The sequence below is a fragment of the Hydrogenophaga sp. NH-16 genome, from assembly GCF_004006415.1.
GTDB classification, from domain to species: Bacteria; Pseudomonadota; Gammaproteobacteria; order Burkholderiales; family Burkholderiaceae_C; genus Hydrogenophaga; species Hydrogenophaga pseudoflava.
In genome coordinates this window covers 611,522-628,232 of sequence record NZ_CP029344.1, presented here as the reverse complement: position 1 = coordinate 628,232, position 16,711 = coordinate 611,522, and the positions used below count along the sequence as shown (strand labels likewise).

General features: G+C 69.8%; 18 protein-coding genes, 1 pseudogene and 1 riboswitch. Of the genes and pseudogenes, 9 read left to right on the top strand and 10 right to left on the bottom strand.

From position 1 onward, the window contains the following. The first annotated feature begins 3 nt into the window (after positions 1–3). The 4 genes from edd to DD542_RS23650 are packed head-to-tail and all read left to right on the top strand — an operon-like array spanning position 4 to position 4,466. Positions 4–1,830 carry a phosphogluconate dehydratase gene (gene edd, locus DD542_RS03025; RefSeq protein WP_127803697.1) on the top strand — a complete coding sequence of 609 codons (1,827 nt, stop codon included), beginning with the start codon at positions 4–6 and terminating at the stop codon, positions 1,828–1,830. A gap of 13 nt (positions 1,831–1,843) precedes the next feature. Next, positions 1,844–2,479, top strand: coding sequence for a bifunctional 4-hydroxy-2-oxoglutarate aldolase/2-dehydro-3-deoxy-phosphogluconate aldolase (gene eda, locus DD542_RS03020; RefSeq protein WP_127803695.1), 636 nt, complete (start codon positions 1,844–1,846; stop codon positions 2,477–2,479). A gap of 34 nt (positions 2,480–2,513) precedes the next feature. After that, a complete protein-coding gene (pgi, locus tag DD542_RS03015) occupies positions 2,514–4,100 on the top strand; it encodes a glucose-6-phosphate isomerase (RefSeq protein ID WP_206610758.1) in 1,587 nt (528 codons plus the stop codon). Continuing rightward, the gene (locus DD542_RS23650) at positions 4,101–4,466 is read left to right on the top strand and encodes a methylglyoxal synthase (RefSeq protein WP_206610757.1); all 366 of its coding nucleotides are present in this window, start codon (positions 4,101–4,103) and stop codon (positions 4,464–4,466) included. Between the two features lie 166 nt (positions 4,467–4,632). Here DD542_RS23650 and DD542_RS03010 read toward each other — a convergent pair whose 3' ends face one another. Then, positions 4,633–5,082, bottom strand: a complete 450-nt coding sequence (locus tag DD542_RS03010) for a MarR family winged helix-turn-helix transcriptional regulator (protein WP_127803693.1) — start codon at positions 5,080–5,082, stop codon at positions 4,633–4,635. Positions 5,083–5,146: 64 nt separating this feature from the next. Here DD542_RS03010 and DD542_RS03005 point away from each other — a divergent pair, with 64 nt between their 5' ends. The 3 genes from DD542_RS03005 to DD542_RS24265 all read left to right on the top strand — a co-directional run bounded on the left by DD542_RS03005 (position 5,147) and on the right by DD542_RS24265 (position 7,828). Continuing rightward, the gene (locus tag DD542_RS03005; protein WP_066150677.1) at positions 5,147–5,704 is read left to right on the top strand and encodes a hypothetical protein; all 558 of its coding nucleotides are present in this window, start codon (positions 5,147–5,149) and stop codon (positions 5,702–5,704) included. A gap of 190 nt (positions 5,705–5,894) precedes the next feature. Next, positions 5,895–6,512 (top strand): hemerythrin domain-containing protein, encoded by a 618-nt coding sequence (locus tag DD542_RS03000; RefSeq protein WP_347232064.1) that lies wholly within the window; start codon positions 5,895–5,897, stop codon positions 6,510–6,512. 149 nt (positions 6,513–6,661) lie between these two features. Next, positions 6,662–7,828: a cytochrome P450 gene (locus DD542_RS24265; protein ID WP_084396963.1), complete on the top strand. Its 1,167-nt coding sequence runs from the start codon at positions 6,662–6,664 to the stop codon at positions 7,826–7,828. 279 nt (positions 7,829–8,107) lie between these two features. Here the strand turns inward: DD542_RS24265 and DD542_RS23850 are convergent, their stop codons facing one another. The 4 genes and pseudogenes from DD542_RS23850 to DD542_RS24165 form a co-directional block, all read right to left on the bottom strand. Next, positions 8,108–8,719, bottom strand: a complete 612-nt coding sequence (locus DD542_RS23850) for an N-methyl-D-aspartate receptor NMDAR2C subunit (RefSeq protein WP_241559764.1) — start codon at positions 8,717–8,719, stop codon at positions 8,108–8,110. A gap of 450 nt (positions 8,720–9,169) precedes the next feature. Beyond that, a pseudogene (locus DD542_RS23845) lies at positions 9,170–9,400 on the bottom strand (VOC family protein); the annotation flags it as partial. A 10-nt stretch (positions 9,401–9,410) separates the two neighbouring features. Continuing rightward, on the bottom strand, positions 9,411–10,121 hold the full coding sequence (locus DD542_RS02985; RefSeq protein ID WP_127803689.1) for a hypothetical protein: 711 nt from the start codon (positions 10,119–10,121) through the stop codon (positions 9,411–9,413). A gap of 33 nt (positions 10,122–10,154) precedes the next feature. Continuing rightward, positions 10,155–10,329, top strand: a riboswitch (FMN riboswitch). Beyond that, complete coding sequence (locus tag DD542_RS24165; protein WP_277750664.1) at positions 10,302–10,433, bottom strand: hypothetical protein; 132 nt, start codon at positions 10,431–10,433, stop codon at positions 10,302–10,304. (Overlaps the previous riboswitch by 28 nt.) Here DD542_RS24165 and ribBA point away from each other — a divergent pair. Continuing rightward, the gene (gene ribBA, locus DD542_RS02980) at positions 10,432–11,541 is read left to right on the top strand and encodes a bifunctional 3,4-dihydroxy-2-butanone-4-phosphate synthase/GTP cyclohydrolase II (protein WP_127803687.1); all 1,110 of its coding nucleotides are present in this window, start codon (positions 10,432–10,434) and stop codon (positions 11,539–11,541) included. The genes DD542_RS24165 and ribBA overlap by 2 nt on opposite strands. Here the strand turns inward: ribBA and phhA are convergent, their stop codons facing one another. Together phhA and DD542_RS02970 are read right to left on the bottom strand one after the other, a co-directional pair. Beyond that, on the bottom strand, positions 11,542–12,435 hold the full coding sequence (gene phhA, locus DD542_RS02975) for a phenylalanine 4-monooxygenase (protein ID WP_127803684.1): 894 nt from the start codon (positions 12,433–12,435) through the stop codon (positions 11,542–11,544). Position 12,436: 1 nt separating this feature from the next. Beyond that, the gene (locus DD542_RS02970) at positions 12,437–12,745 is read right to left on the bottom strand and encodes a 4a-hydroxytetrahydrobiopterin dehydratase (RefSeq protein ID WP_079365956.1); all 309 of its coding nucleotides are present in this window, start codon (positions 12,743–12,745) and stop codon (positions 12,437–12,439) included. Positions 12,746–12,862: 117 nt separating this feature from the next. Here DD542_RS02970 and DD542_RS02965 point away from each other — a divergent pair, with 117 nt between their 5' ends. Beyond that, on the top strand, positions 12,863–13,360 hold the full coding sequence (locus tag DD542_RS02965; protein WP_066150668.1) for an Lrp/AsnC family transcriptional regulator: 498 nt from the start codon (positions 12,863–12,865) through the stop codon (positions 13,358–13,360). Between the two features lie 73 nt (positions 13,361–13,433). Here DD542_RS02965 and creD read toward each other — a convergent pair whose 3' ends face one another. The 3 genes from creD to DD542_RS02950 form a co-directional block, all read right to left on the bottom strand. Next, the gene (gene creD, locus DD542_RS02960) at positions 13,434–14,777 is read right to left on the bottom strand and encodes a cell envelope integrity protein CreD (protein ID WP_164868325.1); all 1,344 of its coding nucleotides are present in this window, start codon (positions 14,775–14,777) and stop codon (positions 13,434–13,436) included. A gap of 87 nt (positions 14,778–14,864) precedes the next feature. After that, entirely contained in the window at positions 14,865–16,226 is a 1,362-nt protein-coding gene (locus tag DD542_RS02955) for an MATE family efflux transporter (protein ID WP_127803681.1), read from the bottom strand. Then, positions 16,219–16,689 (bottom strand): MarR family winged helix-turn-helix transcriptional regulator, encoded by a 471-nt coding sequence (locus DD542_RS02950; RefSeq protein WP_127803679.1) that lies wholly within the window; start codon positions 16,687–16,689, stop codon positions 16,219–16,221. Before DD542_RS02950 ends, DD542_RS02955 begins: the two co-directional genes overlap by 8 nt. Positions 16,690–16,711 lie beyond the last annotated feature (22 nt).

Genomic DNA, 16,711 nt, shown 5'->3' with positions numbered 1-16,711 from the left:
ACCATGAACGCCCCCCTGCACACCACCCTCGCCCGCGTCACGCAACGCATCACCGACCGCTCGTCCGACCTGCGCGGCCAGTACCTGCACACGGTCGAGACCTCGGCCAAGGCCGGCACCCAGCGCGCCGGCATGGGCTGCGCCAACATGGCCCACACCACGGCCGCCCTGCCGGTCAGCGACAAGCTCAAGATCCACGCCGAGAAGGCGCCGCACCTGGGTGTGGTCACCGCCTACAACGACATGCTCTCGGCCCACCAGCCGTATGAGCACTACCCCGAGCTGCTGCGCGCGCACGCCCGCTCGCTCGGCTTCTCGGCCCAGGTGGCCGGCGGCGTGCCCGCCATGTGCGACGGCGTCACGCAGGGCGCGGCCGGCATGGAGCTCTCGCTGTTCTCGCGCGACGTGATCGCGCTCTCCACCGCCGTCGCGCTCTCGCACAACGTGTTCGATGCCGCGCTGATGCTCGGCGTCTGCGACAAGATCGTGCCCGGCCTGTTCATGGGTGCGCTGCAGTTCGGCCACCTGTCCACCGTGTTCGTGCCCGCCGGCCCGATGACCAGCGGCCTTTCGAACGACGCCAAGGCCAAGGTGCGCCAGCAGTACGCGCAGGGTCTGGTCGGCCGTGACGCGCTGCTGGAGAGCGAGGCCGCCGCCTACCACTCGCCCGGCACCTGCACCTTCTACGGCACCGCCAACAGCAACCAGATGCTGATGGAAATCATGGGCCTGCACCTGCCGGGTTCGTCCTTCGTCAACCCGGGCACCGGGCTGCGCGAAGCGCTGACCAAGGCCGCCATGGACCGCGCCTTCGCCAACACCGGCCGCACCGGCGCGCCGCGCATCCGCCTGGCGGACATCGTGACCGAAAAGACCATCGTCAACGGCATCGTCGGCCTGCTGGCCACGGGCGGTTCGACCAACCACACCATCCACCTGATCGCGATGGCGCGCGCCGCCGGCATCCTGATCGACTGGGACGATTTCGCCGAGCTGTCGGGCGTCATCCCGCTGCTGGCCCGCGTCTACCCCAACGGCAAGGCCGACGTGAACCACTTCCACGCCGCGGGCGGCATGGGCTTCCTGATGCAGGAGCTGCTGGCCCACGGCCTGCTGCACTGCGACGTGAAGACGGTCATGGGCGAAGGCCTGGCCGCGTACACGCAAGAACCCTGGCTGAACGATGGCACGCTGGCCTGGCGCCCGGTGCCCTCGGCCAGCGCCGACACCGCCGTGCTGCGCCCGGTCAGCGAGCCCTTCAGCGCCGACGGCGGCCTGCGCCTGCTGCAGGGCAACCTGGGCCGCAGCGTGGTCAAGGTCTCGGCCGTGGCACCCGAACACCGCGTGGTGCGCGCCCCCGCCGTGGTGGTAAGCGACCAGCAGGACCTGCTGGCCCTGTTCAACGCCGGCAAGCTGGAGAAGGACCTGATCGCCGTGGTGCGCTACCAGGGCCCGCGTGCCAACGGCATGCCCGAGCTGCACAAACTCACCCCCCCGCTGGCCGTGCTGCAGGACAAGGGCTTCAAGGTCGCCCTCGTCACCGACGGCCGCATGAGCGGCGCGTCCGGCAAGGTACCGGCCGCCATCCACCTGAGCCCCGAGGCGCTGGCCGATGGCCCCATCGCGCGGGTGCAGGACGGCGACATGATCACGCTCGACTGCGAGCGCGGCGTGCTGGAGGTCGAGGTCGATGCCGCCACCTTCGCCGCGCGCCCGGTGAACCACCCCGACCTGGGCCACAACGGCCACGGCACCGGCCGCGAACTTTTCGGCCTGTTCCGCCAACACGCTTCCACCCCCGAGAACGGCGCTTCGCCGCTGTTCGGCTGAACTTGGACACACCATGACCAACTGCTTCACCCGCCCCGCCTTCACCTCCCGCGTCGTCCCCGTCATCGTGCTGCAGGACCCGGCGCACGCCGTGCCGCTGGCACACGCCCTGCTCGAAGGCGGTATCGACGTGATGGAGATCACCCTGCGCTCCGACGCCGCGCTGAAGTCCATCGAAGCGGTCGCCAAAGCGGTGCCGCAAATGCACACCGGCGCCGGCACCGTGACCCGCGTGGCCGAAGTGCAGCAGGTGATCGACGCGGGCGCGAGCTTTGCGCTCTCGCCCGGTGCCACCGACGCCCTGGTCAGCGCCGTCAAGGCCGCCAGCCTGCCCTTCATCCCCGGCGTGATGACGCCCGGCGAGGTCATGCACCGCCGCGAACAGGGCTTCACGCTGATGAAGCTCTTCCCCGCGCAGCAGGCCGGCGGCCTGGGCATGCTCAAGGCGCTGGGCGCGCCGATCCCCGACGTGCAGTTCTGCCCCACCGGCGGCGTCAGCCCCGAGAACCTCCAGGACTTCCTCAAGCTGCCCAACGTGGCCATGGCCGGCGGCAGCTGGCTGACCCCGGCCGACGCACTGGCCACCGGCGACTGGGCGCGCATCACGAAGCTGGCGCGCGAGGCGAGCGCGCTCGCGGCGCAGGTATAAACAGGCGCATCTGAAGGGAAGAGGAACCACCACCATGACCAGCCCCACCACCCTGCCCGCCTGGCAGACGCTCACCCAGTTCGCTGCCCTGCCGCAACCGCACCTGCGCGAGCGCCTGGCCCAGCCCGGTCGCGAGGCCATGCAGGCCGCCGCCGACGGCACCGGCATCCGGCTCGACTTCACCCGCCAGGCCTTCGACGGCGCCATCTGGTCGGCCCTGCTGCAGCTGGCCCGCGAAGCCCAGGTCGAAGCCCAGCGCGACGCCATGTTCCGCGGCGACCCCATCAACACCAGCGAGCAGCGCGCGGTGCTGCACGTGGCGCTGCGCGGCACGCCCGGCGCCACCGGCGACGCCGCGCCGTGGGGCAACGAGATCCAGCAGCTGGTGCAGAACGAACTCGACCGCGTCTGCGCCTTTGCCGACCGCGTGCGCGCCGGCGAGGTCAAGAGCAGCACCGGCGCCGCCTTCACCGACGTGGTGAACATCGGCATCGGCGGCTCGGACCTCGGCCCGCGCATGGCGGCCGATGCACTTGCCCCGCTGTGCAGCGACGGCAAGAGCGGTCTGCGGGTGCACTTCGTCAGCAACCCCGACGCCTGGGCGCTGCACAGCACGCTGCGCGGGCTGGACCCGAAGACCACCATGGTCATCGTGGCCAGCAAGACCTTCACCACGCAGGAAACCATGACCAACGCCGCCAGCGCCCGCCGCTGGCTGGAAGACGGCGGCATCAGCGGCGCCGCGCAAAGCGCGCACCTGGTCGCCATCACCGCCGCGCCGCAGAAGTCCGGCGCCGCCGGCTACCCGGCCGAGCACACCTTCACCTTCTGGGACTGGGTCGGTGGCCGTTACTCCGTCTGGTCCGCGCTGGGCATGCCGCTGGCCATGGCCATCGGCTCCAAAGCATTCCGCGAGTTCCTGGCCGGCGGCCAGGCCATGGACGCGCACTTCCGCTCGGCCCCGCTGGAGCAGAACCTGCCCGTCATCCTGGCCATGAGCGGCGTGTGGAACCGCAACTTCCTGAACTGCCCGACCCAGCTGCTGAGCTGCTACCCCAGCCGCCTGGTGCGCTTTGCGCCTTTCGTGCAGCAGATGGACATGGAAAGCAACGGCAAGCGCACCCGCAAGGACGGCCAGCCCGCCGACACCGGCACCGGCCCCATCCTCTGGGGTGGCCTGGGCATCGACGGGCAGCACGCCTACTTCCAGCTGCTGCACCAGGGCACGCACCGCGTGCCGGTGGAGTTCGTCGGCGTCGAGACCGAAGACACACCGCTACCGCTGGCCGCCGAACACCACCGCGTGGTCAACCTCAACCTGCGCGCGCAGTCGCAGGCCCTGGCCGTGGGCCGCAACGCCGCCGACACGCTCAAGGCCCTGATGGCCGAGGGCCAGACCCTGGAGCAGGCCGAACCCTTCGTGACCCAGCGCAGCTTTGCCGGCGACGTGCCCAACAGCGTGCTCTGGATCGACCAGCTCACCCCGCACCGCCTGGGCGCACTGATCGCGCTGTACGAACACAAGGTGTTCGTACAGGCCGCCGTCTGGGGCATCAACGCCTACGACCAGTGGGGCGTGGAGCTGGGCAAGACGATGGCCAAGGCCATGGAAAAGCAGTAAATGCGCATCGCCCTCGTCGCCCACGACCGCAAGAAGGACGACATGGTGGCCCTGGCCTCCGAGTTCGCGCCGCTGCTGCGGCAACACACCCTCATGGCCACCGGCACCACCGGGGGCCGGCTGCAGAACGAGGTGGGCCTGACAGTAGAACGCCTGCTCAGCGGGCCGCTGGGCGGCGATTTGCAGATCGGGGCGCGGCTGTCGGTTGGCGAGGTCGACGCGGTGATCTTCCTGCGCGACCCGATGACGGCCCAGCCGCACGAGCCGGACATCAACGCCCTGGTGCGGGCGTGCGACGTGCACAACGTGCCGTGTGCGACGAATGTAGCGACGGCGCGGGTGCTGCTGGTCGGCATGTTGCGCTGACAAGCGGCCGGTACGACACACGTACCTTTGAAACGCGCGCAACGCTCATTTTTGGCGAAGACAGCCTCCTCCGAGAGCTTCAGTACAAACGCATCTCCAGCCGCTTCGGCATCCACCAGCGCCGGCCGCTCAAGGAACATCACCGGCTCGCCGACATGCATCCGGATCAAGGCGCACGACGATCCGGCACTGCGGCCGAGAACTCGCCGAGCAACGTGTGCAGTTCGTCTCGGTGCAGGCTCGCCACCCTGGCCAGCAGTCGCTCGCCCTTTGGCAGCAGGTGTATCTCGACCACACGGCCATCCTCCCGACCGGGGCGGCGCGTCAGCCAACCCAGGGCCGCACAGCGATCCACCAGTGCCACGACGCCATGGTGCTGGGCCTGCAAGCGCTCGGCGAGTTCCCCGATCGTGGCCCACGACCGGCCCGGGAAGCCGGCCACGTGCAGCAACAACTGGTACTGCAGCGCCGTGAGCCCATGCGTGCGGCAGGTGAGCTCGCTGGCGCGCAGGAACTGACGAAGCCGGTGCCGGAAGTCCGACAGGCGCTCGAAGTCGCTCTTGTCCAGCGCTCTCGACGAGCTGGCCGGCGGTGTCTTGGGTGGTCTTGAAGGCATGCGCTTTTGTATCATGTCGTGATATTATTAAAAGAATAGTCAAGCGATTTTCACAGTCGGCGCGATGAATCTCTACACCCTGGCGGCCCTGCCGCTTTCCGCAGAGCGCGGCTGGCCCGAACTGCTGCGCACCCGCCCCGCCGGGTGGCGCCTGTTCCTGCAGATCGTGCTGCCCGTCGCGTTGCTGCCACCTGTGGTCCTCTATCTGGCCGGCACGGTCGGCCCTTCCGACATCAGGGATGGCAGCCATCCCTGGGGTGAACTGTCGCTGCTGGTCCTGCTGGCGGAGTTCGCCTCGGTGGCGGTGGCCGGCCAGCTGTTCCGTCACATCGCAGGCGCGTACGCAATGGTTCTCGGGCCGCACGAGGCGCGCCTGCTCGCCGCGCTGGCGCCGCTGCCGCTGTGGGGTTCTGCGGCGGGCTTTGCGCTGCCCGGCATGGCAGCGCCTGCGGCGGTGTTGCTGACCGGTCTCGGGTTGAGCTGCGGCATCGCGTACCACGGGCTCGTGGCCATGTGCCGCCCCCGCGAGGCCTTCGTGGCTGCGGCCGTCGTGCAGGTCGCGGCCGGCGCGGGGCTCGCCGCCTGGGGGTGTCTGGCCGTCGCGCTGACCATGCTGAGCTGACCCACGTCGAATCGATGCAAAAGGCCCTGCACCAGCCCTGCCCTCACGGCTTCGTCAGCCTGACCGGCGTGCGCCGCTGCCTCAGCCGCATCAAGTGCGCGGCGCTCCAGGGCGATGGCTCCGATCAGCGCACCCGTCACACGCCGCCGTTCCCCCGCCAGGCACAACGCATAGCCAGGAGGCGACGCCCATGTCGATGACGATCTCCGGCCATGCAGCGGCCTCAGGATTCGAGGCGCCGCTGGAGGTGCTTTCGGGCTGCCATCGCCGCGTCGAGCGGCAGTGCGCCACGTTGCGGCGACTGGTGGCGCATCTGCTCGACCGCGATCCGGACGAAGACGCACGTGCTGCCGCAGCAGCGGTGATGTGCTGCTTCGACACCGCAACCAGGGACCACCACGCCGACGAGGAGATGGACCTGTTCCCGGCCCTGATCGAGTCGATGGCCGGCTCGGATGCGATCTGCATCCGCGAGCTGATCGATTCGCTGACGCTCGAACATCGAGCGCTGGATTTCCGGTGGCAGCGCCTGCGTGAGGTGCTGCACGCCATCGCGGCGGGCGACTCGGTGAGTTTGGACCCCACGGACGTCGAGCCGTTCATCTGCATGTACGAGCGGCACATCGCGCGTGAGGAGGCCGAACTGCTTCCGATGGCCTCGCGGCTCCTCGGGGAGGAAGCGCTGACCGAGATCGGCAAGGCGATGCGCCAGCGGCGCGACGGGCCTCATGTTGGGCGTGCTCCGGATGGGTCGAGTGAGCTGGCCACAGGTCTTCATTGCCTTGTCGTTCGAGGACCGATAACATAGATGCATAACAAATGCATCTTAAACACGATGCACCGACCTCCCCACCTTCTCCCGACCCCAGGATCCCGCGATGTCGCAACCCCATCTTCACCTGTCACCGTCAGCCATCTCCCCCTTCGACGCCCGAGGCGTCGCCAAGCGCTTTCGCCATGAACCGGCGCGTTGATGATCCGCAAGCCGCGATCCCGGCCTGGGAGCCTTTGTCACCCGAGGTGCTTGCCGACCAGCTGGGCACCTACGACCGCCAGCGCATCGCCTGTGCGCTGGCCCGGTCGCCCCGCGGCGTCACGCTGTTCCGGCATGCCGACGTCGTCGCGGCGGCACACGACCCGCAGACCTTCTCGTCGGCCGTGTCGGCGCGGCGCGCAGTCCCGAACGGCATGGATCCGCCCGAACACGCCCCCTGGCGGGCACTGGTCGACAGCTTCTTCGCCCCTGCGCAGATCGCCGCGCTGGAGCCCCGCGTGCGCGCGATTGCCGATGCCCTCGTGGCAGCGCTGCCGCGCGGCACCGTGGTCGACGCGGTCGCCGAGATCGGCCGACCGTTCGCCGTTCGGGCGCAGACGGCCTGGCTGGGGTGGCAGGGAATCGAGGACGAACTGCTTGCCTGGATGGCCGAGAACCACGCCGCCACGCGCAGCGGCGACACCGCGCGCAGCGCCGCCGTTGCCGCGGCGTTCGACGAGATCATCCGCAGGCAACTGCGCAGGCGCCGCACGCCGGACCAGGCCACCTCCGACGATCCGACCACCGCACTGCTGACCGCAACGCTCGACGGGCAGCCCTTGAGCGAAGCGGACATCGTCTCCATCCTGCGCAACTGGACGGCGGGTGATCTCGCGTCGATGGCGGCGGCCCTGGGTGTCGTCGTCTGGTTCCTCGCCACCCACCAGGACGTGCAGCAGGCGTTGCGGGACCGCCCCCAGGACCTTGCGCTGGCGATCGACGAGATGCTGCGCATCGACGACCCCTTCCTCGTCAACCGGCGCGTGACGACGCGTGCCGTGCGCATCGGGGAACATGAACTCGCCGCCGGCGACCGCGTGTACCTCAACTGGACCTCGGCCAACCGGGACGAGGCCGTCTTCGGCGATCCCGGCGCCTACCGGCCCGAGCAGAACGCGCCACACAACCTCGTCTATGGCACCGGCATCCACGCGTGCCCAGGGCGACCGCTGGCGACGATGGAACTGGTCGTCGCCGTGGAGGCACTGTTGAAGGCCACGGCGCTCATCGATCCCGCGCCCGGTGCCTCGCCCGAGCGCGAGACCTATCCCCTGGGCGGCTGGCGCCGGGTGCCGGTCCGGCTGCGCTGAAGCGCACGTCATCGCGCGTCGCCGGGGCCACCTGACCATGACGGACACCAGCCACCCGGTCGCTGCGCCCTCGACGACCGGTCTGGCCGGCCTGTCGCCCGCTTACTGGAGTTTCCGGGCTGCTGGGCCGGGCGCGGCGCGGGCAGGGCAATGAACCGGCGAACGGCACCGACACAGCGACCGTCCACTGAGACCTCGGTCCGTCCGCGTTTCGATGAGCGAATGACTCACGTCGTGAACGGCTATCTGGCAGAAAAGGGGCGCAACCGGCCAGCCGCCCTACCCCGAACCCCTCATATTCTCCCGTGCCCGCCCCTCGAAGCGTTCCCGAAACCGCTCGGTGCCGTAGATCGCCGGCCGCGCCAGAAACCCCGCCAGCACCTCCCTGCGCTTGCGCCGGTACAGCCAGCCCGGCACCCAGCGGTACTCGGCGCGCACCTGCGCGTCGTACTCGGCAAACCGCGCCGGGTCGGCGCCCAGGATCGCGAGGTCGATGTCGACCAGCAGCCGCGCGTCGTCGCCCACGGGCTCGGCATCGTGGCAGGTGGCCATGATCAGCGCGCGCACCCGCTGCTGCACCTCGTGGCTTGCACCGGCCTGTGCGAGCGCTTCGCAAGCCCAGTCGGCGCTGCGGGCTTCGTTGCCCTTTCCCTGCGGGTCGTAGACCGCGTCGTGGAACCAGAGGGCCAGCTCGACCTCGCCGGGGTGTTGCGCCAGGTCCAGCGCCGGTTCCAGCAGGGCCAGGCATTCGTGCAGGTGCTGCTGCGAGTGGTAGTGGCGCTGCGGCTCGGCCCAGGCACCCAGCAGACGCGGCATCAGGCCCTCGGGCGCGCTCAGGCCCAGGACCGCCCAGGCGCGTTGCCAGGAGCGTACGGGCAGGTGTTCGTCGATCAGCGACACGCGCCATGCACCCAGGGCGGTGGAGGCCAGGTCCAGCGTGTGGGTGTGCCGCCCTTGTGCATCGGCCAGCGCGAGCCGCAGGTGGTGGCGGTCGTCGCGGCGCGCCACCACGCTCGTGGGCGGATGAGCGCCGTCCAGGGCGCGCAGCAGCGGCGCTGACGCCGCGTGCGCGGGAACACCGAATTCAACCGACAGCACGTTGCCAAACCCGGCGGCCCTTTGCAGTTGACCCCGCTGCACCTCCGGCCAATTGGCGGGGTTCTGGTGTCCTGGGGAGACGAACACCATCGGCAACGCCGGGTCGTCGCTGGCGCAGGCCACCGCAATGCCCATGCCCTCGGGCAGGTAGGGCGGGCGGTAGTCCCAGGTCGGAACGCCCGCGCCCGCCAGGCCGCCACGCACCGCGATGCCGAACGGGCAGACGCGCTCCTGTTTCCAGCGGCTGCGCTCCCACAGGCGCGTGCGGGCGATGGGCCCGCTGCGGGCCTCGGCTTCGCTGGTGAGCCAGAGCAGTTCGAGGTAGAGGTTGTCGAAGGCGAAACAGGCGTTGGCTGTGCCCTGCCCGGGGTGCGCACGGCGGTAGGTCTCGGTCAGGCCGAGATGCCGGAGGGCCTCGATCTCGGGGCCGCCGGGCTCGATGAACAGGAAGAGGTGGTCAACAGCCAGCGTCATCGCGGGCACTTCACAGCAGCGCCTTCGCCGCCTTGATGCGCAGCTCCATGGCCACCGACGGGTCGTTCATCACGTCCAGCAGGAACTGGCGCGGGTCGTCGTGGCGGCGGATCGTGCTGGCCGCCGCCGGGGTCACGACCGTGGGCACAGGCGGCTGCACCGCCGGCAGGAACGGCGAAGGCTCGGGTGTCAGCCGGGCCAGGGCGATCTGGAACTCGGCGCGGGTGACGGACTTCAGGCGCGAGAGCAGATCGGCCTGGGCCTCGTCGCCCGGCGGAATGTCGAGCGAGGGGTCGTCGCCGAACACGGCGGCCAGATCGGGTGCGACAAAGGCCGACCAGCGGCCGGTCTCCGCCTGCAGCTGCGGCACACGCGCCGGTTCGACCTGCAGTCCGGGGTCGGACGACGGCCAGCAGCGCCGGCGCGCGGGTGCCACTTCGCCCAGGTAGCGGTCGCACAGGCCGTCGAGGAAGGCGGCCGCCGTGTGGATCGGCACCGGGTCGGCGAGCGAAAACCAGAGTTCAAAGGCGTCCACGCCGTTGACCGCGATGGCGGGTGCGGGCAGGTCCAGGTCGGCCTGCACGCCGCGCCAGACAGCCGACAGCGGCGCCCAGTCGGCCGGGCCGCAAACGGCCAGCACCAGGTGGCGCAGCCGGCCTTCGGCAGTGGCATCGGGGTCGGAGGCGAAGAGTCGCTGGTGTTCGGTGTCGAGTCGGTTCATGCGGGCAATGGTAGCCGCGGGCATAATTCACTCCGACGTTCTCAGGGCGGGGTGAAACTCCCCACCGGCGGTGTCCGAGGCTTCGGCCGAGGGAGCCCGCGAGCGCCTGCTGGCTCATGCCGGCAGGGTCAGCAGACATGGAAGGCGATGCCCGCGCAAAGCCGAAGCCATGGCCGACGGTCACAGTCCGGATGAAAGAGACACGCAACCCAGTCCAGCCACGCGCTCGTGCAGCGCCGTGGCTGCCTTGGCTTTGTCGCGCCCTGCGAGCGGTGTTTTTTCAACCCGTTCAACCCCGACGACCAAAGCCATGTCCGAATTCCAGCTCGCCCCCATCCCCGAACTCGTGGCCGACATCGCGGCCGGCCGCATGGTCGTGCTCGTCGACGACGAGAACCGCGAAAACGAAGGCGATGTGATCATCGCCGCCGACAAGATCACGCCCGAGGCCATCAACTTCATGGCCCGCTTTTGCCGCGGCCTGATCTGCCTGACCCTGACCGCCGAGCGCTGCGACTTCCTGCAGCTGCCGCCCATGGCCTCGCGCAACGGCACCAAGCACAGCACCGCCTTCACCGTCTCCATCGAGGCCGCCACCGGCGTCGACACCGGCATCTCGGCCGCCGACCGCGCGCGCACCATCCAGGTCGCCGTGGCGAAGGAAAGCGCTCCCAGCGATCTGGTGCAGCCGGGCCATGTGTTCCCGTTGCGCGCTGCGGCGGGTGGCGTGCTGATGCGCGCCGGGCACACCGAGGCGGGCTGCGACCTCGCTGCGCTCGCAGGCCTGCAGCCGGCGGCCGTGATCTGCGAGATCATGAAGGACGACGGCACCATGGCCCGTCTGCCCGACCTGGTGGAGTTCGCCAAGCAGCACGGCATCAAGCTCGGCTCGATTGCCGACCTGATCCGCTACCGCAGCCAGAACGAGCGCCTGGTCCGCCAGGTGGCGGTGCGCCCGGTGGCCACGCCCTACGGCGAGTTCGACCTGCACACCTACCAGGACGAGTTCGGCGGCGCCCACCTGGCGCTGACTTACGGCCAGTGGACCGCCGACGAGCAGGTGATGGTGCGCGTGCACGAGCCGCTGTCGCTGATGGACTGGCTCGACACCGCCAGCAGCCCGCACTCCTGGCCGCTGCAGGCCGCGCTGGGCGCGATCAAGGCCGAGGGCAGGGGCGTGGCCCTGCTGCTCAACCCCACGGAGTCGTCGGAAGACCTGATCGCCGCGGCCAGCCAGCCGCGCGCCGCCAAGCAGCGCAGCGAGCCCGGCAACGACGCCGACCTGCGCACCTATGGTCTGGGGGCGCAGATCCTGCGCGACCTGGGCATCTCGCGCATGAAGGTGCTGGGCAACCCGCGCCGCTTCCCGAGCATGGGCGCCTACGGCCTGGTGGCCGAAGCCTTCGTGTCCCCTGCCTGATCAGCCCGTGGCCGTTTTCCGCGCGCGGTGGTAGCTGCCATTGCCGCGCTGGAACAGCACGTCGTCGGCCAGCAGGTCGCCGGGCTGCAGTTCGCGGGCGTTCTTGGCGCGCTGGTACAGCGGCGCGAAGTCGACGCGGGTGAAGTCCAGCAGCTCGTCGAGATCGCGGATCACGAAGTAGCTTTCCTGGAAATCGTCGATGCGGTAGTGCGTTCGCATCACGCGCTCCAGATCAAAACGCACGCGGTTGGGCGAGGGGCTGTCGAGGCAGAACACCGATTCGGTGAACGACGAGGCGATGCCGGCGCCGTAGATGCGCAGGCCATCGCGCTGCTGCAGCAGGCCGAACTCGATGGTGTACCAGTAGACCCGCGCCAGCTGCGGCAGGCAGCCCAGCTGCTGCGCGCGCAGGCCGCCCTGGCCATAGGCCTGGATGAAGTCGGCGATGGCCGGGTTCATGAGCATGGGCACATGACCGAACACGTCGTGGAACACGTCGGGCTCTTCGAGGTAGTCCAGCTCGTGCGGCTTGCGGATGAAGTGGCCCGCCGGAAAACGGCGGTTGGCCAGGTGCTCGAAGAACACGTCGTCGGGCACCAGGCCCGGCACCGCCACCACCTGCCAGCCGGTGCGCTGCATGAGCACCTCCGACAGGCGGCGGAAGTCGGGGATCTGGTCCGCACCGATGGGCAGGTCCTTCATGCCCTGCACGAATTCGTCGCAGGCGCGGCCCGGCAGCAGTTTGGTCTGGCGCTCGAACAGGGTCTTCCAGGTCGCGTGTTCGGCGGCGCTGTAGTTGGCCCAGCCCTGGTCGATGGTCCAGTCGGCGTTGGCGGGGCGGCCGGCCTCGCCGGCGGCCAGGCCGTGTTTGGCGGCAACGGGTTCGGCCAGCATCTCAGCCTCCGTTGCGCTGGAACGGCGCGTAGGCCCCGTCGGCGGCCTTGGCCCAGGTGATGTCGCGCTCGGACAGGCCATCGGCGTCGTGCGTGGTGAGCGTGATGTCGACGCGGTTGTAGACGTTGAACCACTCGGGGTGGTGGTCCAGCCGCTCCGACACCGCCGCCATCTGTGCCATGAAGCCGAAGGCCTCGGCGAAGTTGGCGAAGCGGAAGCTGCGCGAGATCGCGCCGCGCTCGGGGTGGTGGGTCCAGCCGGGCAGGCCGGCAAGGTGGTGCTTCAGGGACTCGGCGTCCAGCGGTGTCATGGTGTCTCCTTGTGATGGGGCTCTGCGGGGCCCATGGGCTGTGCAGTTTGCGCCGTCTGTCGGACAATTTGCTCTCGTTTGCGCCCACGATCACCCGCTTTCACGAGAGACCCTTTCATGAACGAAGACATCGCCAAGGATTCCTTGCACGCCGCCACCCTCGACCGTCTGGACCGGCGCATCCTGGCCGCGCTGCAGGCCAACGGCCGCATCAGCAACCAGGAACTGGCCGGCCTGGTGCACCTGTCACCGGCGCAGTGCAACCGGCGCCACCGCCGGCTGGAGGCCATGGGCGTGATCCGCCGCTACGAAGCGCGTCTGGACGCCGACCGCCTGGGCCTGGGCGTGACCGCCTTCGTGCACATCTCGATGGAGCGCGGACAGCACAAGGAGGTGCTGAAGTTCCAGCGCACCGTCGGCAAGATGCCGCAGGTGCTGGAGTGCTACGCGGTGACCGGCGACTTCGACTACGTCTGCAAGGTGGTCGCACACGATCTCAAGGGCCTGTCCGACTTCCTGCTCGGCACGCTGGCGCAGCAGCCCGGCGTCAGCGGCGTGCGCTCGAGCATCTGCCTGAACGAGCTCAAGTGCACGGGCGCGCTGCCGCTGGAGTGAGCCCAGGCGGCGCCCGAGCCAGGCGCCGGCCAGCAGCACCATCGCGGCCCGTCGCCGGACCCTGCCGGTGTCGTCACGCATGGGTGGCCTGCTCGCGGCTGCCCATCACGTTGTACCAGTCGATCCTGCGGGTGGCGACCATGACCGCGGCCAGCACGCCGAACAGCAGCAGCGAGCCCATCATCAGCGCGTTGTCCTCCGACTGCAGGATGCCGTAGAGCACGCCGTAGAGCGCCACCAGCAGGCCGCTGATGCCCAGCGCCGGGCGCCAGCCGCCCAGCACGTGGCGCAGGTAGTGGGTCAGCAGCGCGATGCAGCCGGCGCTGGCGGCCAGGTAGGCGACGAAGAAACCCAGCTGTTCCGACAGCGAGAGCAGCAGCAGGAAGAACAGCACCAGGGCCGCGCCGATCATCAGGTACTGCATGGGGTGGATGCGCCAGCGCTTGACCATCTCCAGCACGAAGAAGGCGGCGAAGGTGAGCACGATGAACATCAGGCCGTACTTGGTGGCGCGCTCGGTCAGGCGGTAGACGTCGACCGGGTTGCCCAGCGAGACCGAGAAGCTGTCCAGCGCCACGCGCTCCTTGCCCTGCGACAGGAACTGCTGCTGCGCCTGGGTGGAGAGCGCGGGCACGCTCCATTGCGCCTCGAAGCCGTCGGCGTTCACCGTGCGCTGGCGCGGCAGGAAGTCGCCGCCGAAGGTGGGGTGCGGCCAGGCCGAGACCAGGCTGAGTTTGTTGTCATCCGCCAGCGGCACGAAGCCGATCTGCCCCGTGCCGGCCAGGTCCATGCCCAGGGTGAAGTCCAGCGCGGCGCCGGGCTGCAGCAGGTCGGCCCCAAGAGCGGCGGCCAGGGGCAGCGGCAGGTCCGCATCGGCCGGCGCTGCGCTGATGGTCAGGGTCTGGCCTGCGAGCTTCAGTTCGGGCTGGCCTTGCAGGCCGCGCAGGTCGCTCACGCCGAAGTTCAGCCAGGGCCGGCCCAGCGCGATCTGGCCGCCCTTCTCTCGCGGTGCCACGCCGTCCCAGACGAAACGCCCGGCGCTGTCGTGGCGGCTGTTGTAGACCGTGACCGGAAACACGCCGCGCCAGCGCACCTCGGTGGTGAGGCGGCTGCGTGTGTCCATGGTTTGAGGAAACACCGTCGCCACGCGGTGTTCCTTGACCGTCTCTTCGCGCTCGATGTTGCGCGCCACGTCGACCACCACCTTGCGGGAGAATGTCTCGGTGTAGGGCACGTGCAGCACGGGGCCGGTGAGGGTCTGTGTGCCGGCGTGGGCTCGGGCCACCTCGCGCGTGGCCTGTTCGCGGTTCTGGGTGCGCTCGGTGACCAGGTCGCTGACCATGGCCAGGGGAATCAGCAGCAGGACCATCAGAAAGCCGATCACGGCGGTCTTGCTCAGCAGGGGAAACCGGTTCACTTCTCGCTCCTTGTGTTGGGACGGAGCGATTCTTCAAAGCCGCTGTGCGGCGCCCACGCAGCCTGTGTGAAGCGAATGTGAAACGGATCAGGCCTTCTCGACGCCCCAAGGAGTGAGGCGAACGAAGACCACGGAGCTGAGGCCGTACACCGCCATGCCCGCCGACAGCAGCGCGAAGATGGTCCAGGTGGGCATCTGCCACAGCGCCAGCAGCAGGCCGCCGCCGGCCACCATCACCAGCCGCAGCGTGCCTGCCAGCACCGGACCAATCGCCTTGCCCGCGCCCAGCGACGAGAAGTACAGCGACAGGCCCAGGCCGAACAGGCCGTAGACCGGGCCGGCCCAGCGGAAGTAGCCCGCGGCGGCGTCCAGCACCGCCGGGTCCTGCGAGAACAGGCCGGTCCAGAGGTCGGGCGCCAGCGTCACGATCAGGCCCAGCCCGCCGAGGATGGCGGTGGCCAGCCCCGCCGCCGTCCAGGCCGCGCGCCGCGCCCGGGCCACCTGGCCGGCGCCGATCGCCATGCCCACCAGCGGCACCGATGCCACGCCCACTGCGAACGCGACCGGCACCAGCAGGAATTCGAGCCGCGTGCCGATGCCGTAGCCGGCCAGCGCGTCGGTGCCGAACTGCGCCACCAGCCGCGTGAGGATGAGGATGGTCAGCACGGTCTGCAGCGGCGAGATGCAGGCCACCGCGCCGACGCGCAGGATGTCGGCGAACAGCGCGCGCTCGAAACGAGTTCCGCGCATGTTCAGCGATATGCGCGCCCGGCCCGAAGCGAGAGTCCACCACAACCAGGCCGCGCCCGCCCCGTAGGCGACCACACCACCCGCCGCGACGCCCGCCATGCCCAGCGGCGGGAACGGCCCCCAGCCCAGCCCGAGCACTCCACCCAGCACCACCTGCAACAGCGCCACGGCAAACAGCGTCACCGAGGGCGCGGCCATGTTTCCGGCGCCGCGGATCACCGACGCCAGGGTGTTCACCAGCCAGACGAACACCGAGCCCAGAAAGGCCACGTTGCCATAGGCCATGGCCTGCGCCAGCGCCTCGCCCTGCCCGCCCAGCGCCGCCAGCAGGGCTTCGCCCAGCGTGAGCATGGCCACCGTGTACACGACACCGGCCGCCAGCGCGATCCACACCGCGTGCACCGCCAGCGCGTTGGCCCGCGCGGCATCGCCTGCGCCCAGCGCCCGGCTCACCGCCGACGAGACGCCGCCGCCCATGGCACCGGCCGACAGCATCATCTGGAACATCACGAAGGGGAACACCAGCGCCATGCCGGCCAGCGCGGGCGAGCCGAAGCGGCCGACGTAGGCGGTCTCGGCGATCGCCGCCAGCGCGGTTGCCAGCATGGCCACCATGTTGGGCAGCGCGAACTTCAGCAGCAGCGGCAGGATGGGCGCGGTCAGCAGGGGGTTGGGCGCGCTGGCCCCGGGCTCACTCATCGCCCTCGCCCCCGGCCGCCACGGGAGCGAGCTTGTCCATCGACGCGTCGATCAGCGCGTGCAGCGCCACCACCTGGTCCTCGCCGAGCAGGCGGTTGATGCCCAGTTGCGCCACCTTCCAGCGCCGCTTGGCCTCGGCGCGCTTCTCGCGGCCGGCGGGCGTGAGGCTCACCAGGCGGCTGCGCGCGTCCTCGCCCGCCGCGACCACGACCCAGCCGGCATCGACCAGCGGCCGCAGGTTGCGCGTGAGCGTGGACGCGTCCATCTTCAGTCCCTCGGCCAGCTCGCCGGGACGCACCGGCCCCAGTTTGTCGACATAGGACAGCAGCGAGTACTGCGTGGTCTTGAGCCCCACCTGCGCCATCTCGGCGTCGTAGAACTGGCTCACGCGGCGCATGAACTGGCGCAGCTTGAGGTTGGTGCAACCTTGCGGCAGGGATTTGGGGGTGGTGCTTGCGGCCATGAGTTGATTGTATCTACAATCA